We start from the raw sequence: 21,137 nt of genomic DNA, 5'->3' as shown, positions 1-21,137 counted from the left end.
TATCTATATACTGCAAAAAATTGAACATAAGACGCCGATACATTAAGTAATCCTTACCTTTTAATCTGCAGATTGGCGAAAGCAAATACAATAGCTTCAGTTTCATGATAAGAGGGCTGGCGGAGTTTGTCAAGCAAGTTTTTTTGTTTAATCCGTTTCTATGAGCTACTTGGATGACGAGGAAAGAGCACTTACATATTTATGGCAACCTCATTACCTACGCTCAAAAAGTTTTTCAATATCACTGAGTTTCATTTCTATATAAGTTGGTCTTCCGTGGTTGCATTGCCCGGAATATGGGGTTTTTTCCATTTGTCTCAGCAGCTCATTCATTTCATCTAACCTCATTTTTCTACCCGCTCTAATTGATCCATGACAAGCGATAGTGGCCAATATTTTGTTCACTTTATCTTCTACTGGCAATGTATCTTCTATTTCCGTTAATCTATCGACTATATTAATTAGCATCTCTTTCACATCTATTGCTCCCAAAATTGCAGGGATTTCTTTTACTATCACTTTATTTTCTGATTTGATCTCAATATCAAAACCCATTTCAAATAACTTATCTTTATAAACTTCAATCATCTCCATTCCGGCTTGATTTTTGATTTCAACCGTTTCAGGAAGAAGTAGTTTTTGTCTTTTTACATTTGATTTTTGTTTTAAGCATTCATATACTAATCTTTCGTGGGCTGCATGCTGATCGACTATAATCAATTTGTCCCTTACCTCGGCAATAATGTAAGTATTATAGACCTGACAGCGTGCAAACCCGAGCGGGTGGCTCTCTATCAAATCAACTTGCTCTAACACCTTTTTTTCTAGAACCATAGTCTCCGCTTGTGATGGTAATTTCTGTATGCCGGTATAATCAAACGATTTTGACTGTTCTGATAAGCTTTTTACTCTTTCATTTGGAGAAGCAAATTCTTTTATTAGTTGATTTTCAAAAGGACTTGGCCTTCTTTCATTTTGAACATCAGGTTTATCAAAAGGATCTGGCAATGTTGAATCCATTTTCTGGTCATGCGCTGGAAAGGTGCCTATCCTTCTTGACAATGCTTTAATTAATCCTCTTGTCATTATCTCATATATGAGCTTCTTATTCTGAAACCTTACTTCTGACTTATTTGGATGCACGTTTACATCTACTTGATCATAAGGTATCTCTAAATGTAACGCTGCGAAAGGATACCTATCGCTTGGAATAAAATCATGATATGCATACCTAACTGCGCCAATAAGTAGATTATCTTTGATTGGCCTTCCATTAACAAACGTATAGATCTGAGTTGACTTACCACGATTGACGGTCGGTTTACAGATGTGTCCCGTAAGTTTAATGCCGTCTTCTTCTTCATTAATCTCCAGAGAACTGCCCTGAAATTCTTCTTCTACTTCACACAATCTATGAAATAACGAAGTCTGCTTAGCGTATTTTAAGAGCTTTTTATTACCTGAAGTGAGAGTAAACCCTATATGATAGTTAATCATTGCTAGGTTATTTACAATATCAACAATGCTTTGAGTTTCTGCTCTTTCAGTTTTTAGAAATTTTAGTCTATTTGGAGTGGCAAAAAATAAATCTCGTACTTCAATATGTGTGCCTTGTGATAAAGAGTAAGGAGTTTGCTCCCCTATTTTCTCTCCACCCTCATAACTTATAGACCATGCTTCATTTGCTTCTCTTGCCTTAGACGATAATTTTATCCTACTTACTGCTGCTATTGAAGGCAGAGCTTCTCCTCTAAAGCCAAGATGCTTGATTTCTATCAACTCATTGTCGCTCAATTTTGAAGTAGCATGGCGCATAAACGCAAGTTCTAAATCGTTTTTTTCTACTCCGTTACCATCATCTGTCACAATAATAAGGTTACGCCCACCACTTTCTATTTTGATCTCTATTTCTAAACTTCCAGCATCTATTGCATTTTCCGCTAATTCCTTTACTACACTTGCTGGCCTTTCTATTACCTCCCCCGCTGCTATACGGTTTATGGTTTTTGTGTCTAAAAGAATTATTGCCATAGATTTATTATGAAACTGGTTTTTCTTTTACTTCTTTGGTCTGCTTCTCTCTCCACTTTTTTAACCTACCTGCAATTTCACTGTTAGAAATTGACAATATAGATACGGCGGTAATGGCAGCATTATATGCTCCATTTTCTCCTATAGACATGGTTGCAACTGGAACACCCTTTGGCATTTGAACTATAGAGAGTAGACTGTCCAGCCCATTTAATTGTTTACTATGCACAGGAACGCCGATAACTGGTAAACAAGTTAGTGACGCAACCATACCAGGTAAATGAGCTGCACCTCCTGCACCAGCTATAATAACCTTAAAACCTTCTTCTTGTGCAGATTTAGCAAAATTGAAGAGCCTTTCTGGTGTTCTATGTGCAGATATTATGAATATATCATGTGAAATTTCTAATGCTTTTAACATATCAACAGTATGGACCATAGTGGTGTAATCTGACTCACTTCCCATAATAACAGCAACATCTTTTTTTATTTTTGTCATATTCAACACAATTTTACTTACTAACTAAATAATGTTCCAGCTAAAAAGCAACAAATATTTAAATTATATTATAAATATAATATATAGAATTCTCGTTAAAATAGAAATTTTAAAAATTTAAATAAATATTTATATTAAGATATAGAGATATAAACTTCTTATGTAAGATAAATTTATAAAATAATTATTTTTGTATTTCAAGCTTTGTAATCTTAGCTTGTTCTTTCTATAAATGGTTTTTTCAGATAGACTGATGGTAAAATGGTAATTTAAAATTACTAGAAATTTGATAAAAATATTAATATATAATCAACTTAAAGTTTTAAATATTGATATCATATAATTATTGACAAGTTACATGATATTAATATCTTGGTATATTAAATATTATGTTATAATATTTAATAAAGTTAATTGATATGTGAGTGTAAGAATTATGGAAATAATATCGTTAAATAACTTAGACAGTGCAGGAATAAAAACAAAGTTGCTTTATATAATAAATAAAATTGTAGAAAAAAATGCTTGGACTCAGGCTTTTGCAGCTGAGAAACTTGGTATTGATCAGCCAAAGGTATCGCAAATTAAAAATGGTAAAATAGATGGTTTTTCTTTAGAGCGATTGTTAGGATTTCTAAAAAAACTTGATCATGAGATAACAATCACGATGACAGAAAGCCAAGAAATAAAATCTGAGGCAGAAAAAGTAAAACATGAAGTTGAATCGCAATAGATACAAAGTTGACAACTTGTTTTTTGTGATATAGTATAAAACTTATTAAGGTAGTATCTTATGGCTGAGTCTATTGTAGAAAAGTGTATAGAACGGGTAAGTAACCGTTTCAAATTGGTTCTGTTGGCAAGTCAAAGAACACATGATTTAAATACAGGGGCAAGTAATCCAATTCAAGCAGCTAAGTTTAAAGGTCATAAAAATACCATAGTTTCCTTACATGAAATAGCAGGAAAACAGGTGGATACTCATGAGCTGTTTAGCCTTTTGGTAGGTAGATGCAAGGAATACATGAAAGGAAATATGAATAATGTTTACAGCAGTAATACAAGTAAGCTAGCGAATTTATTAAATTTTTCTGATAACACAGATCTTGATGCAAGTCAAGAAAGCCAAGATTATGAAGTGGATGGTGAAATAGATGATGAAATAAATGATCAAGATGGCGATGAAGAAGTATCCGTTTAGAAATCTACTGAAGTCACATAGTCTTTAAATGATTTGCATTGCTATCTATACACTGTTGTTCTGTATGAGTGTAATGTTGTGTTGCATAGTGTCTAAGTCAAATGATGTGTACAATAAGGTTTTAGCGTTCAATAATTTCTCAACGCAAGTAGTTGTACTTATAACAGCAATATCAATCATTCTGAATAATTTTTTTTTAATTGATATAGCATTGTTGTATGCTAGCGTTAGCTTTATATCAACTATAGCACTAATGAGATTAATGTTGTTTTGATAATTTATGATAGGATCCATTTTCATATTTTTAGGTATTTGTTTGATAATTATTTCAAATATAGGGGTGATCAGATTTCCTGATTTCTATACTAGGTTACATGCAGCAGGTATTACAGATTCTAGCGGTGCAACGTTATTGTTAATTGGTTTTGCTTTGCAGAATGGATTTTCAATCAATACTGTTAAAATAGTATTATTAATTTTTATAATATGGGTAGCTAACTCAACTAATAGCTATATTTTAGCGCGCACTCATTATAAAGTTAAGAAAAAAACTGTTAAAGAAGGCTAAGGTGTTAGAAATATTAAATGTAGTGTTACTTTTGTTGTTACTAACAGTTACGGTTTTTATAGTTTTCTCGCGACATTTAGTCGTAAGTGCTGTTCTAATGTGTGTATTTAGTTCACTGATTGCGCTTATATACTTAATTATGAATGCACCTGATGTTGCAATTACTGAAGCTTCTGTTGGTGCGGGGCTCAGTACAGTTTTTACGTTTGCAGCACTCTCCTTGATAAAGAATCATAAAGTAAATCTATCTCATAACCCTATAACGCTTTTTTTTATGTTATTTCTGGCTGTATGTTTGTCATATTTTATGATTCAATTGCCAGATTTTGGCAGCCACAATGCTCCGATCCACTTGCATGTTGCTCCTTATTATGTGGAAAATACCGAAAAAGCTACCGGTATTCCTAATATAGTGACAGCTATTTTGGCAAGCTTTCGTGGTTATGACACGTTTGGAGAAACTATAGTAGTTTTTACTGCTGCGCTTTGTATAACGTTGATATTAAAAGAAGAAAAAGAAAATGATTAAAGATCCGATATTAAATGCAGTAACATTTTTGATGATACCTTTTATCATTTTATTTGGTTTATACATACAATTTCACGGTGATTACACTCCGGGTGGAGGTTTTCAAGCAGGAATAATTATTGCCTCCGGGATAATATTATATTCAATGCTATTTGGTGTATCTACAACTCTAAAAGCAATACCTTATTCTGTGATTAGATTGACTAACGTGTTAGGTATTTTAATTTATGGAGGAACGGGCGTTGCAACAACTTTACTTGGCCAAAATTTTTTATCTTATGATATCTTGTTAACCAATAATAGAACCGGTCAAAAATTAGGTATTTTTTTGGTGGAATTAGGTGTAGCATTTACTGTCTGCTCCTCTATGTTAATTATATATATAAATTTTGCTCGTAGGAAAAAACAATGACTTTATATAATTATACGATTATTATTGTATTAATGGTGCTAGGTTTATATATTATTATAAACGATAAAAATTTAATCAAGAAAATGATAGGGGTAAGCGTCTTCCAAGCATCTGTTTTGTTATTTTACATATCTCTAGGATATATAAAAAGTTCCTTGCCTCCTATATTGGTTTCAAATTTTTATTCATATAGCAATCCTATACCCCATGTTTTAATGCTTACTGCTATAGTGGTTGGAATTGCAACATTTTCAGTTGGATTATCCATAGCAGTAAAAATGGAAGAAAAGTATGGAACAATCGATTAAGACAAGTGTACATAAATTAACAGTATCTTAAACTATATGAAGTAACAAATAGCCACAAGTTAAAAGTAAAATTATAGACTTGCTCGTTGTAAGTTTGTTTGTTAATAAGAAATAAAATTATAAACTATAAAGGTAATGATGTCAACTATTAATGATGCAGAAGATAAGAAAAAAATTATCAAAGATCTGGTAACTAAGAGTATAAAAAAGGGTGGTTTTATCACCTTTGATGATATAAATGATAAATTATCAGATGAAAATTTTTCGTCTGACTTTATAGATGATGCTATATCTTTATTGCAGGATTCCGGAATTAATGTGCTTGAAAGTAGCGAAGATGAAGAAGATATTCCTTCCAACAGTGATGATAGTAAACTTGATGATGATGACACATCGCCAAATGTTACTGCAACTTTAGTACAAAATGATGATCCAGTGAGGATTTATTTACAAGACATGAGCTCCGTAAAGCTTTTATCAAGGGCAGATGAAATCGAGATAGCAAAAAAAATTGAATCTGAAAAGCATAACATGTTACGTGCAATAATTGAAACATCAGTAACATTAAAGGTGATAAAAGTATGGCGTGATGATTTAAGTAATGGAGCTCTCTTACTGAGAGAAATTATAGATCTGGATGCAATTTATAACTCTGATTTTAATGTGGTACCCAAAGAAGAAAGTGAAGAGAGTGAAGAAAGTGCTGAAGATGTTGAGGATTCTGAGGATGTTTCTGAAGATGCTGAGTACTGTAGTGATGATGAGAAAGATAGTAAAAAAAGTGATGATGAGAAAGACGGTAATAATGAAGATATAAGTTCAGTCAATTTAAATGTTTCTATTCTTGAAATGGAAAGTGACTTATTGCCAAAGGTCATAGTTGCATTGGATGAGATAATTACTTTAACAAATGAAGCGTTGATATTAAGAAAAAATTCTAAAAATTTCTCTAATGAGCTAGAAAATTTGTATAATCAAATATGGTCTATAGCATTACAAATTAAGTTAAGTGATGCTGCTGTTGCCAGAATTACACAAGAACTTTATAAGATAAATAGATCCATTACGCTTGAAGAGGCTAATCTTATTGCTGAGGCTAGAAAATACGATATCGATAGAGAAAGTTTCTATAAAGTTTATGATGACGTGCTTTTAAAGCACGAATTGAAAAAGATAAGTCTTTTAAAGATCAATGAAAATCAGTCCTCTTTTACAGGTGAATTAAAAAACAAATTTTTAAGGTTTATAGACGATAACTCTGAACATATAGCTAGTACCTTGAACGGTATTAAGCAGCATATACAGGAAGATAACGTACAAGAATTTAAGGAGCTAATCAAGAGAATACAAAAACACGAACGAGAAGTCTCTGAAGCAAAGCAAGAAATGATTAAGGCTAACTTAAGGCTAGTAGTTTCCATTGCTAAGAAGTATTCAAAAAGAGGCCTTGATCTGCTTGATTTGATACAAGAAGGCAATATTGGTCTTATGAAGGCCGTGGATAAGTTTGATTACAAACGTGGATATAAATTTTCAACTTATGGCACTTGGTGGGTAAGACAATCAATCACTAGAGCAATACCTGAGCAGTCTAAAGTAGTTAGAATACCAGTTCATATGGTGGAAATTATCAGTAAAATCAACAGAGCATTAAGAAAGATGACTCATGAGATGGGAAGAGAGCCGACGTTAGAGGAATTGAGTGTAGAACTGACAATGCCACTGGAAAGAATACGCAAAGTTATGAAAATAGCAAGGGATCCAGTAAGTCTTGAAGCTCCAACAGGAAAAGATGATAGTAGTACCTTTGGTGATTGTATAGAAGACAAGCGAGTCTCCAGGCCAGAGGATGCTGCAATACTTGCTGACTTGCGTGGCATTACAACCAATGTTCTTGCAACTTTAACACCAAAGGAAGAAAGAATTTTAAGAATGCGTTTTGGCCTTGGTAAAGATGGGAAGGAACATACCTTAGAAGAAGTAGGAAAAATTTTTAATGTAACACGTGAGAGAATTAGGCAAATAGAGGCAAAAGCACTGCGCAAGTTGAAACATCCAAGCCGTGCTAGAAAACTTAGAGGGTTCTTTTAAGTATACGTGTCAAGTTAAGAAGAAGCTGATTTTGCCCGGAAAAAGTGGAGAGCAAGTTAGGCCAAAGTTGTATAATTTCACCGCTATTTTTCTTTTTCTATGAATCTAATGAAACAACATGCTAATCTACGGTAAATATTATGACAAACAAAAATGACAATTCTAATTCAAAGTATAGAAATTTTTATGTTCTGGGTGATAGCTTATCCGATAATGGCGCAATCATTGGAATTTTAAATAATTTATCCTTTGCAAAAAGCATAAAATTTGATGATCCTTTTTATCAAGGAAGATCTTTTAGCAATGGCCCTACTGCTGTTGAATATATAGCAAAATATTTAGATTTAGATGAATTTAAACCTGGGTGGAGTTATTCATTTTTTGGGAGATGCCACGAACAGCAAGGTCAGAATTACGCAGTTTCATATGCAACAGCATCTGAAATTTTTGACCCTATTTTTTCTTATTTCTTCAATAAATTTCGTTTAGCTAAGCAGCTAGATGCGGTAATTAAACATCATCCAGATATAGGTAAAGAAGATTTATTTTGCATCATAATCGGCGGAAATGATGTTATGGTTGCCACTGCTTATGACGATACTAAAGCGGAAGAAGTGTTGGAACAAGTAGTGAGTGAAATATGTAATGCACTTAAGGTTCTAAATGAACATGGTGTTAAGCATGTAGTTGTTGCAAATGCACCTGAAGTTGGCTCAATACCAGCTTTTAATAGAGATGAAGAAGCAAGGGAACTAGCTACAAAGCTCACAGAGAGTTTCAATGCAAAATTGGCTAATGGCTTAGATTGTATGAAGAAAAGTACAGATCTTGAAATCAAAGCATTTGATCTTAACTCTAAAATGAAAAGTATGCTTAGCGAATACAAGAGCAAAGGTTTAAATTGTCAAGATGCATGCACATCGAACATTGCAGACCAAGTTGGGAGATTTAAAGAAAATATAAAAATACTCTTAAAGTTGATATTTAAAGGGGAACTTGACGTTCACTATAACCCTGGGTGTAGCAAAGAAACACTAAAGGATTATTTCTTTTTTGATTATTTCCATCCAACTGCGGAACTTCATCATGAAGTTGGTAATGAAGTGTATGAGTTGATTTGACACAGTTTTTTTGAACATATCCTTTTAAATAGTAACCAGACTGCATTCTGTGATTTTTAGCAAAACACGATCTTTCATTTGAGCTTTCTTCAATTTAAAATAAATACAGAAAATTGCTGCCTATAGCTAAACTGACTTAGATTTACCGACAATTTGAAAAACCGTCATCCCGCTACTATATAGTTATTGATATATATTTTCTTTTAAGCCCTTGGTTTTGATCGATAAATGTAATCATTTCATCTTCTAAAGTTTTAATTTGATTACGTAAAATTGCAAGAAGTTCCTCTATTTGTTTGATTATAGATGTATCAGTTACCTGTTGGATTTGGGTTTTTTGTATTTTTGCTATTTCTACAAGTTGGTTTCTACGAGATAATTTTTGTTTCAAGCAATCAATATTACCATTACTAACTGTTAAAGGAGTAACACGCATATCTGTATTATTAATATAACGTGAGATGATACTGCAGTCTATTTTATCAGTTTTTGTAGTAATACCAAGGCTTTTAGCATAGTCTCTCCCACCTTGGTTGAATGACGTACACCTCAAAACCATTGCTTAGTAAAGTATAGGCACATAATTTTTCGTATCCACCAGTTGCCTCAAGACCAATTTTGGTTACATTATGCAAACGTAAAAAGTCCAGCATTTCATCAATGGATTGTACATTGTTTTCAAATATTTTATAATGCTCAAGTGGGTGAATGTGGAGATCTAATTTACTTTTGCTAACATCAATGCCAGCAATAATGTTTGATGAATTCATAATTCCTCCGTAATAATAACATATACTGCATTTTCCAGCCTTATATACGAGCCTAAAAGCTCAATCAGTTGTTCGGAACTTTCAGTATAATAAACCAGAGAAGAGAACCTTGCTGAACAACGATTCTTATAATCAAGGGGCGTGACGGTTCCTCTTCTCTGTGTGTCTTTAATATCACTACTTTGATATTTATAAAGACTTGTTCTTAACATATAAGGGAAGTGTCCTCTAGGTAAGATTGTGGAGTATTCGTTGTAGCATTTGGCTGTTCAATTACGCTAGTTGATTCTTTAGGTATACTATTTCCTTCAAAATTTCCATCTTTTTATTATGTTCTCTTTAGCATTTTGAGAGTGAATTATTCTAGTTTTGATATTTAAACGTTTTGTATCTGCTGTAATGATTTCACTTCCAATTTGCTATTCTTTACATATTGAATTGCAAGCACTAACGCTTTACTCCCAGAAGCTGTGGTACTGTAAGCTATATTTTGCAAAATAGCAGTTCTCCTGATATCTTTGCTATCTGAGACTGATTTCACACCTTTTGAAGTATTGATCACTAGATTTATTTTTCCATCTTTGAGCATATCAACTATGTGGGGTCTGCCTTCTCTCACTTTATTTACAGTTTGTGCAGCAATGCCATTATTATTCAGATAAGAAGCTGTACCTTTGGTTGCATATATTTCAAAACTCAGTTCTTTCAACATTCGTACAACAGGCAATATATACTCTTTATCATCATCTTTTACTGAAACCAGAGCTGCTCCTTCTGTTGGTAACTTGTATCCCGCAGCCATATGCACTTTTGCAAGTGCAGCTTCGAAAGATGAGTCAATTCCCATCACTTCTCCTGTTGATTTCATTTCAGGACCAAGTAGAATATCAATTCCCGAAAAGCGCGTGAATGGAAAAACAGCAGCTTTAACTGCAAAATGATTGAAAGGCTCGTTTTCCTGATTCAATTTTTTACCCAAAATAACTTGAGTGGCAAGTTTTGCAATAGGGATGTTAATTACTTTGGAAATAAAAGGAACTGTGCGACTAGCCCTTAGATTCACTTCAAGTATGTATACATCACTAGACCTCTTGCATAACTCGATTTCTGAAGGCAATTTTGTCGTCAAAGCTTGTCTGCGCTCCTCAAATACATTCGAGTATTCTGTGGTGCTCATCTGCACTTTTTCTAAAAATTTCTCATCACAAACAGGTTCTGCAAGAGGTCTATTCTCTTGAACAGCAAACTGAATGTTTATCAGACCTTTCACTTCTAGTGCAAGAGCTATTCTTTCAGTTTGTAGCTTAATCTCTTTTATTACTTCGTCACTCAATGTATTTGTCGGTATTGAGCATGTTGAATCACCAGAGTGGATACCAGCTTCTTCAATATGCTCCATGACCGCTGCAATGAAAACTTTTTCCCCATCACATACAGCATCAACGTCAACCTCAACTGCATTGACTAAAAATTTATCAAGAAGCAGCGAACCATGCTCAAAGATTTTAGTTTGATCTAAGACGTACTCTTTAAAGCTCTGAGTATCGTGTCTAATCGACATAGACTGACCGCCGAGGACATATGATGGCCTGACTACTAGTGGAAACCCCACCTTTTCTGCGTTGGTTAACGCTTCTTCTACTGAATGGCAGATAGAATTTTCAGGTTGTTTTAAATTAAGTTGCAAAGCAAGGTTTTTAAACCTCATGCGATCTTCTGCAAGGTCAATAGAATCAAACGAAGTTCCCAGAATTTTGAAACCTCTCTCGTTAAGCACTTTGGCTAACTTTAAAGGTGTTTGACCGCCTATTTGAACTATTACACCAACCAGTGTGCCATTTTCTTGCTCTTTACTTAGTATTTCAAGCACATCCTCTGCAATGAGTGGTGCAAAATATAAACGATCAGCGGTATCGTAGTCAGTTGAGACAGTTTCGGGATTACAGTTGATCATTATTGTTTCATACCCCATTTCTTTGGCGGCAGAAGCTGCATGTACGCATGCATAATCAAACTCAATACCTTGACCAATGCGATTTGGACCACTTCCTAAAATGACAACCTTTTCTCGGTCAGAAATATTCGCCTCACATTCCGTTTTATTTTCAACATCACCCTCATAGCAGCCATACATATAAGCAGTGCTTGATTCAAACTCAGCTGCACAGGTGTCTACGCGTTTATAAACTTGTTTAATGCCAAATTTTTTTCTTATTTCTTCGATTTGTTTTACTCGATCTCCAGCGTGTAACGCTGGCTGGATCCCAGTGTCACGCACTGGGATGACATTAGAGGGTACTGGAATGACAGAGGTAGGTCTATTACTTAACTTTGCTAATCTTGCATCTGAAAATCCCATTTTTTTCAGCTCTAACATTTCGTACGCAGTTCCAGGAAATCCATTTTCCTTGATTTTTTGTTCAGTTAATATAATTTGCTGTATATTTTGCAGAAACCATAAGTCATATCCTGTAATCGAATTTATTTCTTCTATGCTAATTCCGTGGCGCATTGCGTCAGCAGCAATCAGTAATCTGTTTGGTAGCAATTTTGCTAATTGAGATTTTACGTGATCAATATCAATGTTCTCAGGAAACACTTCATCAAGTCCTGTAAGATCAGTTTCAAGTGAACGAAAAGCTTTCTGCAGTGACTCATTAAAAGTGCGGCCTATAGACATTACTTCTCCCACTGATTTCATGGAGGTTGATAGTTCACAATTCGTTCCCTTAAATTTCTCAAACTCAAATCGAGGGATTTTAGTGACGATATAATCAATCACTGGTTCGAATGCTGCTGGTATTATTGGAGCGCAGTCGTTACGTATTTCATCGAGTGAATAGCCAATAGCAAGTTTAGTTACAACTTTTGCAATAGGATAACCTGTTGCTTTTGAGGCAAGTGCAGAAGAGCGAGAAACCCTTGGATTCATTTCAATTACAACGAGGCTTCCATCTTCTTTAGGATTCACTGCAAACTGAACATTTGCACCTCCGGCACTAACATCAATTTCTCTCAGCACTGCTATAGATGCATTTCTCATCTGTTGGTATTCTACGTCACGCAGAGTCAAAGCAGGAGCAACAGTTATGCTATCCCCAGTGTGCACTCCCATCGGATCAACATTTTCTATCGAACAGACTATTATGCAGTTATCTTTACAATCGCGGATAACTTCCATTTCATATTCTTTCCAGCCGATAATTGATTCATCTATCTGAACTTCATTTATTGGCGAAATTTTGAGAGCACTTTCTGCGATATTAAAAAACTCCTCTTTATTATATGCTATGCCACTACCTGCGCCACCAAGAGTGAATGATGAACGGATGATTGCTGGTAATCCAACGTAGTCCAAAGCCTTTTTTATTTGTTCTTGATTTTTTATAATGATACTTTTGGGGTATTTCAGTCCTATTCTATCCATGGACTGACGGAATAACTCTCTATCCTCTGCTTTTTTTATTGCTTCTCTATTTACTCCTATTAATTCTACATTGTATTTGTCTAACACTCCATCATCTGCAAGTTTTATTGCGCAATTGAGTGCTGTTTGCCCGCCCATTGTTGGCAATATTGCATCTGGCATCTCCTTAATTATAATTTTCTCTATGATTTCAGGCAGTACCGGCTCAATATAAGTTGCATCAGAGAATTCAGGATCTGTCATTATAGTTGCGGGGTTGGAGTTAACCAAAATGACTTTATAACCTTCGCTTTTTAATACTTTACAGCTTTGCGTTCCGGAATAATCAAACTCGCATGCCTGACCTATAACTATTGGGCCTGCTCCTATTACTAATATAGATTCTATATCTGTGCGTTTCGGCATAATTACAATAACGGTCTCTATTCAAGTAATGTTACCAATCTTTCCTGTATATGTGAATTTTTATTAAACCTATTAGCTAATTACTTTTAGGCTTGACGCATAACTGTACGAACATTGCAATTTGCGTGGCAGATTCCAGTGCTTGACACACAGCTGTACAAACATTCATTTTTGAAGGTAAATTGCACAGCAAATGATGTCATTCAAGTAGCTGACACTGGTTCCTTTATGACGGCAGTGCCCAGAGGTGTCATCCCAGTCTGGGATGGCTTTGTTGCATCGCTACTTATGAAAGGCTAACTATAGTTAGGATTATAAGCAACCTATTGAAAATCTTGTTTTTTTGCAATCAATCTGATCAAATTTAAGAATAGTAATTTGTTATTTATATTAATAAATTTAATTCTATTGAAAATAGCTAAAGCATTGAAATTCTTGAATTTTAGCCGGATTGGTAAATGGTAGTGAAATTTCTTTTACTCAAATTTAGGTATTCATTGACCGTTCTTGTTATAAATACCAGAATAATAAGCTACTGATATTCCCTATCTTTTTTATCTTTAATCCATCATAGCTAGCGATGCAACAAAGCCGTCTGGGATCCAGAAAACTTAACTTTAGAGGTTGTCCGGAAACAAGTAAATTCAAGCATATTCCCTCTTTAACATAACCCTACTCATAGCTAGGTATATGAAATTCTCAGTGGATGTTGTGAGTAAATCATACTCCTTCGATAGCCTTCTATTCCTATTAACCCAAGCAAAAGTCCTTTCTACAACCCATCTTCTTGGCTGTACTTTAAACCCTTGTTCTCTTGTTGGTAGTAGCTCAGGTGGCGTATCTTTGTGCACCCAAAATCTACATGTAGGCCTTTTAACAATTTCAATATCTATGTCATATTCTTCCTTTATGTGATTCTTTAAATTTCTTCCTTGGTATCCCATGTCAGCCCACATTTTTTTAACTTTAGTATATTTTGTTCTCATATTGTTTAATGCTATTTTAATACCATCTCTATCATTTTCGTTAGCAGCGCCTACGTAACAACCTAGTATAAAACCCTGAGTGTCTGTAATTATATGCCTTTTTCTACCCTTTACTTTTTTACTTCCATCATAGCCTTTGATCCCCCCTTTTCTGTAGTCTTTACAGATTGACTATCTACTATACAGGCACTCGGCTGCTCATTCCTTCCTATTTTTCTTCTACTATATTTTGTAATTTCATAATTCATTTTCTCAAAAATTCCCTGCTTCTTCCATTGCCTGAACTGCTCATACACAGTCTTCCATAGCGGAAAATCATTTGGTAAATACCGCCATTGACACCCTGTACGCAATACATAGAAAATTGCTTCTAATATTTCTCTTTTGCTATACTTTGGCGGCCTTCCTCCTTTCTTGTATGATACTCTGAAGTGTTTTTCTATTCTTGCCCATTCCCTTTCGCTTAGATCTGTTGGATACTTTTTTCTCATCTTTACCCCGTACTAAAATTTCAGATATTATAGCCTTTTACTTGTTTCCGGACAACCTCATATAGCATTTCTCATAATAGTCCGAACAGGTCATAGGAAGGCAGAATCAACAGCACGACGAAAGGATTCGAATAGAGGAATGTTTTTCCTGGCTCTGTTTTTTATAGCAAACCAATGATGCTCAATTTTGTTGAAATCTGGAGAATAAGGCGGCAGATACAAAATTTCTGCACCAACCCCTTTAGCAAGCTCGATAATCTTATCAGACTTATGAAAAGTAGCATTGTCAAGAATGACAGTCTGTCCAGGTTCCAAGATCGGTGTCAAAAATTGCTCAAACCATCCATTAAAAACATCCATATTACAGTGGCCTTCAAAGGTTAACGGAACAACTATCTTTCTTCCACTTAAGGCTGCAACCATACTGATTCGTTGAGTTTTCTTTCCAGATTTTAAGGCATAAAACCGCTGTCCTTTCTGGCAATATCCGTAGGGGTAGTCTTCGGTGTTATCAATGCCAGACTCATCTATATACACTAAGTTTTTAGGTTCTTTTGTCGCTATAATTTTCAAAAATTCAGCACGTTTTTCTTCGTTTCTTTCCTTGTATCCATATGTCTTTTTTTGCGCGTAAATTCAATTTTTTTAAGGGCTCGATAGATCGTTTGGATACTAACGTTGTTCCAAAGTTTAGCCATTTCCGATAGAGTCTTTCCTCCGTGTTCTCTGGCAAATTTGGCAAAGGTATCCCAGTCGGTAATTTTGTGATTGTAACCCCCATTTCCAAGTTTTTTTGATTGAAAGTCTCCTGTTTCTTTTCTTCTTTGCTGCCACTCCCATAAAGTAGTTCGTCCAATCTTAAATCTTGCTGCCACTGTTTCTCTGCTTTCTCCTTCGTCTAGCGCTTCCATTGCTTTTTTTCTTAAATCATAACTATATGCTGCTGGCATTCAACCTCCTTATCATCATCTACCCTTATCCTATCACATCCGGACTTTTATGGAAAGAGCTATATTATCCGCTTTAAAATATTGGCGTTTTTTATGTTTTAAACGCTTGACAAGCAAGATTAAGCTGCTTTTAATTGCAACTAACTTACGCTGCAAATGTTTAAGAAGTTTACTAAGCAGAAAAAAAGACAAAGAATCCCCGAGTTAGCTAGTCTTTTACTATCTCTGTCGAGTATTGGCATTTTTTGATGTCTTGTAACGCTTTATAAGCGCGTTCAGCTTATTTAGATAAAAATCTAGATGTAGATGAAGTTTTGTAAAGACATACAGTATCTATGTACTGCAAAAAATTAAACATAAGACGCCGATACATTAAGTAATCCTTACCTTTTAATCTGCAGATTGGCGAAAGCAAATACAATAGCTTCAATTTTATGATAAGGGGGCTGGCGAAGGGTGTCAAGTAAGTTTTTTCGTTTCATCCGATGCGCTGCCAAAAGCTATGCAAAAAGTCCAATGAGTTAACTCCCATATATCCTGAGTAATTCTTGTGCATTAGCTTTGATTAGGATAGGGCATTTTCTATCATTTAATAGGGAACGCAATATTTCAGTTGCACCCTTAACGTCGTTATTGTGTATCTTTACTATAGCGATGGCTTCTTGGCTTGAATAAGGGTATACTGTGCTTGATTCTAAATTATCAATTTTGTCTTTATTTATTTTTTCACCGTTGGAGTGAAGTAAGCTCATTACTTCTAAATATTGTGCTAACTCACGCAAAACATTAGGAGCATCTTTATCATCTGCCAAATCATTATAAATAGATGCTGTGTCTGTTGGCATTGAATCTGAGATATGATTGAATGCGCGTTCAAAATTTGTTAAATACTCCCAATTTGAATCTATTTCTTCTAGCAGCGGCTTATTATCTTTTTTTAAGAATAATACTTCGTAAAACTTGTCACCTGCAGTTATAGATTGTTTTGTGTTATCAATGTTGCGCAATAAGTATAGTGTAATGCCAACTAACATTGGCGCGAGTGCAAGCAGAAAGATGTATTTTTTCATGGTAATATTCTGAATAGTCATATATTTATACATTAATGCTTTTGATTTGCAAAAACATATTGACATAGTGATTATATCACATAATAATATTCTTAAAGTTGTTTGAATAGTTGGAGATTAAAATATTTCTAAAGTAGAAATAAAGACAGCAGTATTAAGCTAAATTATTTTTTGTCGGATTTATCCGATGTACCCTCAACCTTTTATAGGTTGAAGTCTAAATTTGAGAGTTTGATCCTGGCTCAGAATGAACGCTGGCGGCAGGCCTAACACATGCAAGTCGAACGGAGTTATATTGTAGCTTGCTATGGTATAACTTAGTGGCAGACGGGTGAGTAATGTATAGGAATCTACCTAGTAGTACGGAATAATTGTTGGAAACGGCAACTAATACCGTATACGCCCTACGGGGGAAAAATTTATTGCTATTAGATGAGCCTATATTAGATTAGCTAGTTGGTGGAGTAATAGCCTACCAAGGCAATGATCTATAGCTGATCTGAGAGGATGATCAGCCACACTGGAACTGAGATACGGTCCAGACTCCTACGGGAGGCAGCAGTGGGGAATATTGGACAATGGGCGAAAGCCTGATCCAGCCATGCCGCATGAGTGAAGAAGGCCTTTGGGTTGTAAAGCTCTTTTAGTGAGGAAGATAATGACGGTACTCACAGAAGAAGTCCTGGCTAACTCCGTGCCAGCAGCCGCGGTAATACGGAGAGGGCTAGCGTTATTCGGAATTATTGGGCGTAAAGGGCGCGTAGGCGGATTAGTAAGTTAAAAGTGAAATCCCAAGGCTCAACCTTGGAATTGCTTTTAAAACTGCTAATCTAGAGATTGAAAGAGGATAGAGGAATTCCTAGTGTAGAGGTGAAATTCGTAAATATTAGGAGGAACACCAGTGGCGAAGGCGTCTATCTGGTTCAAATCTGACGCTGAGGCGCGAAGGCGTGGGGAGCAAACAGGATTAGATACCCTGGTAGTCCACGCTGTAAACGATGAATGTTAAATATGGGAAGTTTTACTTTCTGTATTACAGCTAACGCGTTAAACATTCCGCCTGGGGACTACGGTCGCAAGATTAAAACTCAAAGGAATTGACGGGGACCCGCACAAGCGGTGGAGCATGTGGTTTAATTCGATGCAACGCGAAAAACCTTACCACTCCTTGACATGGAAATTATACCTATTCGAAGGGATAGGGTCGGTTCGGCCGGGTTTCACACAGGTGTTGCATGGCTGTCGTCAGCTCGTGTCGTGAGATGTTGGGTTAAGTCCCGCAACGAGCGCAACCCTCATCCTTAGTTACCATCAGGTAATGCTGGGGACTTTAAGGAAACTGCCAGTGATAAACTGGAGGAAGGTGGGGATGATGTCAAGTCATCATGGCCCTTATGGAGTGGGCTACACACGTGCTACAATGGTGGCTACAATGGGCTGCAAAGTCGCGAGGCTAAGCTAATCCCTTAAAAGCCATCTCAGTTCGGATTGTACTCTGCAACTCGAGTGCATGAAGTTGGAATCGCTAGTAATCGTGGATCAGCACGCCACGGTGAATACGTTCTCGGGTCTTGTACACACTGCCCGTCACGCCATGGGAATTGGTTTCACTCGAAGCTAACGACCTAACCGCAAGGAGGGAGTTATTTAAAGTGGGATCGGTGACTGGGGTGAAGTCGTAACAAGGTAGCAGTAGGGGAATCTGCAGCTGGATTACCTCCTTAGGCTTTGCACATAATTTACCATTTTTAATGATGGTGTTGTTATGTGCTATACTGCTGTCTTTACTTCTACTTTATTTTAATTTCCCGATAACGGAATTTTATGAGTGATAGACCTCTTTCTCCACATTTACAAATATATAAAGTACAAGTTACTAATTTTTTCTCTATTATGCATAGATTGACTGGTATCTTGCTATTCCTTTTATTAATGATACTTTCTTGGTATTTCATATTACATGTTTACTTTCCTGAGTTACTTATAGTAAGGTACTTAAATGCATTATTATTCACTCCTGTTGCTAAATTAGCTTATGTCTTATGTTTTATAAGTTTTGTATATCATTTTCTTAATGGTATTCGTCATTTATTGTGGGATGCTGGGCTTAATTTAGAAATTACTGGCGTTTCAAGGAGTGCTATACTGCTGACAGTAACGCTACTTCTTTCTACTATGGCTTTTTTATTTATGTTTATATGAGTCAGTCTGGAAATTCAGTACATCATTGGTGGGTTCAGCGTGTTTCTGCGGTAATTTTACTGTTCCTGTTTCCTTGGTTTATCTATTCATTTTCTTGCACATTTTATACTGATAGCTCTTTGTCTTTTAGTGAAAAATTTATTAATCACCCTCTAGAGCTTTTATTTTTTGTTGTATTGTTGTTTTGCATTTTTTGGCACGCAGTTCTTGGAATGCAGGTAGTATGCGAAGATTATATACACAGCGTACCTTTGAGGATTTTTACAATTACATGCATAAAGTACTTATCAAGCATTACTTATATAACCCTCGCTTTTACAATCTTTATCTTCTACAGGCATATTTTCTTGTAAAATCACCGGTGCTGTGTTAATATATTATTAGTGTACTAGTTTTATTATTGAACTATAGCATTATAGCGATTTTGGTTTGACAATATGTTTGAAGCATTAAAAAAGGGAGCAATAGATCTTACACTTAAAGCAAAAGGTCTGCTTACTTCACCTGAATCTCAAGTTTACGTCGAAGACCTTAGAAAGGTAATGATGTATGATGGAAGGAAATGCCAGTATCCAAAAAATTATGATCAAATTGTACAGTCTGCTAAAATCATAGAAAACAGGGATATGCATGGAAATGCTATACTAGATAAAGATAAAAATCCAACCTATAAACTTTTGTATGGTCAAAAAGATGAGAATGGAGAACAACCAAGTTTCAGATTATCTTTAGTTACCAAAGATAAAGATAATGATAGATCTTATTTTACTATCAATTATATAGACAATCAGGGTAAGCAAATTCCGATAAATGAGTTGCATAAGTCATATTTTGAGCCATTAGGCTTTTCGAGAATGGATTTGAAAAAACACGTGCCAATTTTCGAAGCTCAAAAAACTAAGAATCCTCAATATCCGTTTGAATTAACTAACTCTTCTGTGCTAACTAAAGAGGTAAAAAATAAAGAAGGTAAAGTTCAGGAAGTTGTTGATGAAAAAGGAAGAAATGGAGAATTATTATACACTAGTAATTACAAGAAGCTAAGCACCCATTTTTCAGAAATTAGAGATCAGGATGGTAATCTAGAGCTAGATAAAAGTCTTATATCTGTTCCTATCGTTTTTGCTACAAGCTTGGCTAAAGTTTGTACTAAATTGTTGACCTCTCTTCCTATAAAGTTAGGGGAGCATTTAATAAGCAAACAAAACCCAATTGCAAAGTCTTTTGGTTATCTTTTATTTACTCCTGCAATGGCAGTAAAAAATTTAGTGGATATGGGAGCTACCATACTTAAGGCTCCAATTTTATTATTTGTAGCAGATAAGAAGAAGTATGGTGATGCTTATTTCACTATGTGGAAACACCAATTGAAAGGATGTTGGGAAGAAGCAAAAAGTGACTTTAATGTTATTAAAGGTGGAGAAAGGCTAAAACCGGAGCAAAAGGATCATAAGCTACTTAGTATAGTGGGCACATGGGATGAGCTTAACGCCAGGAGGCCAGGTATTGAAAAAGACTTAGAGAAGCCGTCAAATAAAAGTAGTGAAAGTATAGATAAATCTAGAGAACCAGGTGTTGGAAAAAGCTTAAATAATGAAAGCATAGCTGAGTCTGGAAAAAAGGCTATTGCTCAGGAGAAATTGAGCAACCATGCTGATAAAATAACACAAGAAAGACAGGCAGGCGCAAGCGCTCCATCACGTATACCACAATAATCAACCATTACTTTAAATCAACGTTTACTTTCTTTATTAACTATTCCACAACAAAAACTTGCATGCATTTTGCCCTCAGTATAAGATGTTAATTAAATAATTAGTATCTTAACTAAATGCGCCCTGTAATATTGTGTGGTGGTAGTGGTAGCAGACTTTGGCCTTTATCTAAGCCAAAGCAATTTCAGAAAATATTTAGTCAGAACACTATGTTTCACAACACTTTGTTGAGGCTAAAAAGCGATTATATGCCGCCCATAATTTCTACAAATATACAGTACGAGTCATTAGTGATGGAGGACTTAGAGGTTGTCCGGAAACAAGTAAAAGGCTATAATATCTGAAATTTTAGTACGGGGTA

General features: G+C 35.3%; 20 protein-coding genes, 1 rRNA gene and 2 pseudogenes. 14 read left to right on the top strand and 9 right to left on the bottom strand.

Translation table 11 applies throughout. The features are described from left to right. Window positions 1-213: 213 nt before the first annotated feature. Window positions 214-2,031, bottom strand: a complete 1,818-nt coding sequence (gene mutL / locus OPR52_RS02390) for a DNA mismatch repair endonuclease MutL (RefSeq protein WP_265038369.1) — start codon at window positions 2,029-2,031, stop codon at window positions 214-216. A gap of 7 nt (window positions 2,032-2,038) precedes the next feature. Then, on the bottom strand, window positions 2,039-2,530 hold the full coding sequence (gene purE, locus OPR52_RS02385; RefSeq protein WP_264723080.1) for a 5-(carboxyamino)imidazole ribonucleotide mutase: 492 nt from the start codon (window positions 2,528-2,530) through the stop codon (window positions 2,039-2,041). 436 nt (window positions 2,531-2,966) lie between these two features. On the opposite strand from purE, the gene OPR52_RS02380 reads away from it, so the two are divergent. The 9 genes from OPR52_RS02380 to OPR52_RS02340 all read left to right on the top strand — a co-directional run bounded on the left by OPR52_RS02380 (window position 2,967) and on the right by OPR52_RS02340 (window position 8,760). Then, complete coding sequence (locus OPR52_RS02380) at window positions 2,967-3,263, top strand: helix-turn-helix domain-containing protein (protein WP_012673420.1); 297 nt, start codon at window positions 2,967-2,969, stop codon at window positions 3,261-3,263. Window positions 3,264-3,323: 60 nt separating this feature from the next. After that, the gene (gene rpoZ, locus OPR52_RS02375; protein ID WP_007548528.1) at window positions 3,324-3,731 is read left to right on the top strand and encodes a DNA-directed RNA polymerase subunit omega; all 408 of its coding nucleotides are present in this window, start codon (window positions 3,324-3,326) and stop codon (window positions 3,729-3,731) included. Between the two features lie 28 nt (window positions 3,732-3,759). Further along, entirely contained in the window at window positions 3,760-4,005 is a 246-nt protein-coding gene (locus OPR52_RS02370) for a monovalent cation/H+ antiporter complex subunit F (protein ID WP_007548527.1), read from the top strand. 6 nt (window positions 4,006-4,011) lie between these two features. Beyond that, window positions 4,012-4,299: a monovalent cation/H(+) antiporter subunit G gene (gene mnhG / locus OPR52_RS02365; protein WP_006279703.1), complete on the top strand. Its 288-nt coding sequence runs from the start codon at window positions 4,012-4,014 to the stop codon at window positions 4,297-4,299. Between the two features lies 1 nt (window position 4,300). Further along, window positions 4,301-4,828, top strand: coding sequence for a DUF4040 domain-containing protein (locus OPR52_RS02360; RefSeq protein WP_015589497.1), 528 nt, complete (start codon window positions 4,301-4,303; stop codon window positions 4,826-4,828). Continuing rightward, entirely contained in the window at window positions 4,821-5,240 is a 420-nt protein-coding gene (locus tag OPR52_RS02355; RefSeq protein ID WP_006279705.1) for a Na(+)/H(+) antiporter subunit B, read from the top strand. The genes OPR52_RS02360 and OPR52_RS02355 overlap by 8 nt, the downstream gene beginning before the upstream one ends. Further along, window positions 5,237-5,548, top strand: a complete 312-nt coding sequence (locus OPR52_RS02350) for a cation:proton antiporter subunit C (RefSeq protein ID WP_006279706.1) — start codon at window positions 5,237-5,239, stop codon at window positions 5,546-5,548. Before OPR52_RS02355 ends, OPR52_RS02350 begins: the two co-directional genes overlap by 4 nt. A 138-nt stretch (window positions 5,549-5,686) precedes the next feature. Beyond that, window positions 5,687-7,639, top strand: coding sequence for an RNA polymerase sigma factor RpoD (rpoD, locus tag OPR52_RS02345; protein ID WP_012673419.1), 1,953 nt, complete (start codon window positions 5,687-5,689; stop codon window positions 7,637-7,639). A gap of 140 nt (window positions 7,640-7,779) precedes the next feature. Continuing rightward, entirely contained in the window at window positions 7,780-8,760 is a 981-nt protein-coding gene (locus OPR52_RS02340; RefSeq protein WP_265038368.1) for an SGNH/GDSL hydrolase family protein, read from the top strand. Between the two features lie 175 nt (window positions 8,761-8,935). Here OPR52_RS02340 and OPR52_RS02335 read toward each other — a convergent pair whose 3' ends face one another. The 7 genes and pseudogenes from OPR52_RS02335 to OPR52_RS02305 form a co-directional block, all read right to left on the bottom strand. Beyond that, window positions 8,936-9,151 (bottom strand): hypothetical protein, encoded by a 216-nt coding sequence (locus OPR52_RS02335; RefSeq protein ID WP_265038367.1) that lies wholly within the window; start codon window positions 9,149-9,151, stop codon window positions 8,936-8,938. 118 nt (window positions 9,152-9,269) lie between these two features. Then, a complete protein-coding gene (locus tag OPR52_RS02330; protein WP_010082049.1) occupies window positions 9,270-9,530 on the bottom strand; it encodes an IS110 family transposase in 261 nt (86 codons plus the stop codon). Window positions 9,531-9,906: 376 nt separating this feature from the next. After that, the gene (gene carB, locus OPR52_RS02325) at window positions 9,907-13,362 is read right to left on the bottom strand and encodes a carbamoyl-phosphate synthase large subunit (protein WP_265038366.1); all 3,456 of its coding nucleotides are present in this window, start codon (window positions 13,360-13,362) and stop codon (window positions 9,907-9,909) included. Window positions 13,363-14,006: 644 nt separating this feature from the next. Beyond that, window positions 14,007-14,839 (bottom strand): annotated as a pseudogene (locus tag OPR52_RS02320) (IS5 family transposase). A gap of 90 nt (window positions 14,840-14,929) precedes the next feature. Next, window positions 14,930-15,789, bottom strand: a protein-coding gene (locus OPR52_RS02315) for an IS630 family transposase (protein WP_265037751.1) whose coding sequence is annotated in 2 segments (ribosomal slippage) — window positions 14,930-15,465 and window positions 15,465-15,789 — 861 coding nt in all. Because the reading frame shifts where the segments join, the coding sequence is not laid out codon by codon here. A gap of 33 nt (window positions 15,790-15,822) precedes the next feature. Then, complete coding sequence (locus OPR52_RS02310) at window positions 15,823-15,981, bottom strand: hypothetical protein (protein ID WP_265038365.1); 159 nt, start codon at window positions 15,979-15,981, stop codon at window positions 15,823-15,825. A gap of 329 nt (window positions 15,982-16,310) precedes the next feature. Continuing rightward, window positions 16,311-16,925, bottom strand: a complete 615-nt coding sequence (locus OPR52_RS02305) for a hypothetical protein (protein ID WP_264723042.1) — start codon at window positions 16,923-16,925, stop codon at window positions 16,311-16,313. Between the two features lie 153 nt (window positions 16,926-17,078). Here OPR52_RS02305 and OPR52_RS02300 point away from each other — a divergent pair. The 5 genes and pseudogenes from OPR52_RS02300 to OPR52_RS02280 all read left to right on the top strand — a co-directional run. Then, window positions 17,079-18,583 (top strand): 16S ribosomal RNA (locus OPR52_RS02300). A 100-nt stretch (window positions 18,584-18,683) separates the two neighbouring features. Then, window positions 18,684-19,061, top strand: coding sequence for a succinate dehydrogenase, cytochrome b556 subunit (gene sdhC, locus OPR52_RS02295; RefSeq protein ID WP_265038364.1), 378 nt, complete (start codon window positions 18,684-18,686; stop codon window positions 19,059-19,061). After that, on the top strand, window positions 19,058-19,414 hold the full coding sequence (sdhD, locus tag OPR52_RS02290; RefSeq protein WP_010963113.1) for a succinate dehydrogenase, hydrophobic membrane anchor protein: 357 nt from the start codon (window positions 19,058-19,060) through the stop codon (window positions 19,412-19,414). Before sdhC ends, sdhD begins: the two co-directional genes overlap by 4 nt. Before the next feature lie 84 nt (window positions 19,415-19,498). Next, the gene (locus OPR52_RS02285; protein WP_264723044.1) at window positions 19,499-20,776 is read left to right on the top strand and encodes a hypothetical protein; all 1,278 of its coding nucleotides are present in this window, start codon (window positions 19,499-19,501) and stop codon (window positions 20,774-20,776) included. A gap of 116 nt (window positions 20,777-20,892) precedes the next feature. Then, window positions 20,893-21,096: pseudogene (locus OPR52_RS02280) on the top strand (sugar phosphate nucleotidyltransferase); the annotation flags it as partial. Window positions 21,097-21,137 lie beyond the last annotated feature (41 nt).

The sequence above is a fragment of the Wolbachia endosymbiont (group A) of Hylaeus communis genome (genome assembly GCF_947251915.1).
Taxonomy (GTDB): Bacteria; Pseudomonadota; Alphaproteobacteria; order Rickettsiales; family Anaplasmataceae; genus Wolbachia; species Wolbachia pipientis.
Note: the sequence above shows the minus strand (reverse complement) of the source record. Positions and strands in the feature narration are given on the sequence as shown.

What these genes read in the sequence shown, in the direction of transcription:
- carB (WP_265038366.1), bottom strand. Translation starts at nt 13,362, where the DNA reads ATGCCGAAACGCACAGATATAGAATCTATATTAGTAATAGGAGCAGGC.
- OPR52_RS02340 (WP_265038368.1), top strand. Translation starts at nt 7,780, where the DNA reads ATGACAAACAAAAATGACAATTCTAATTCAAAGTATAGAAATTTTTAT.
- OPR52_RS02370 (WP_007548527.1), top strand. Translation starts at nt 3,760, where the DNA reads ATGATTTGCATTGCTATCTATACACTGTTGTTCTGTATGAGTGTAATG.
- OPR52_RS02330 (WP_010082049.1), bottom strand. Translation starts at nt 9,530, where the DNA reads ATGAATTCATCAAACATTATTGCTGGCATTGATGTTAGCAAAAGTAAA.
- OPR52_RS02350 (WP_006279706.1), top strand. Translation starts at nt 5,237, where the DNA reads ATGACTTTATATAATTATACGATTATTATTGTATTAATGGTGCTAGGT.
- purE (WP_264723080.1), bottom strand. Translation starts at nt 2,530, where the DNA reads ATGACAAAAATAAAAAAAGATGTTGCTGTTATTATGGGAAGTGAGTCA.
- mnhG (WP_006279703.1), top strand. Translation starts at nt 4,012, where the DNA reads ATGATAGGATCCATTTTCATATTTTTAGGTATTTGTTTGATAATTATT.
- sdhD (WP_010963113.1), top strand. Translation starts at nt 19,058, where the DNA reads ATGAGTCAGTCTGGAAATTCAGTACATCATTGGTGGGTTCAGCGTGTT.
- rpoD (WP_012673419.1), top strand. Translation starts at nt 5,687, where the DNA reads ATGTCAACTATTAATGATGCAGAAGATAAGAAAAAAATTATCAAAGAT.
- OPR52_RS02355 (WP_006279705.1), top strand. Translation starts at nt 4,821, where the DNA reads ATGATTAAAGATCCGATATTAAATGCAGTAACATTTTTGATGATACCT.
- OPR52_RS02380 (WP_012673420.1), top strand. Translation starts at nt 2,967, where the DNA reads ATGGAAATAATATCGTTAAATAACTTAGACAGTGCAGGAATAAAAACA.
- rpoZ (WP_007548528.1), top strand. Translation starts at nt 3,324, where the DNA reads ATGGCTGAGTCTATTGTAGAAAAGTGTATAGAACGGGTAAGTAACCGT.
- mutL (WP_265038369.1), bottom strand. Translation starts at nt 2,031, where the DNA reads ATGGCAATAATTCTTTTAGACACAAAAACCATAAACCGTATAGCAGCG.
- OPR52_RS02285 (WP_264723044.1), top strand. Translation starts at nt 19,499, where the DNA reads ATGTTTGAAGCATTAAAAAAGGGAGCAATAGATCTTACACTTAAAGCA.
- sdhC (WP_265038364.1), top strand. Translation starts at nt 18,684, where the DNA reads ATGAGTGATAGACCTCTTTCTCCACATTTACAAATATATAAAGTACAA.
- OPR52_RS02305 (WP_264723042.1), bottom strand. Translation starts at nt 16,925, where the DNA reads ATGTCAATATGTTTTTGCAAATCAAAAGCATTAATGTATAAATATATG.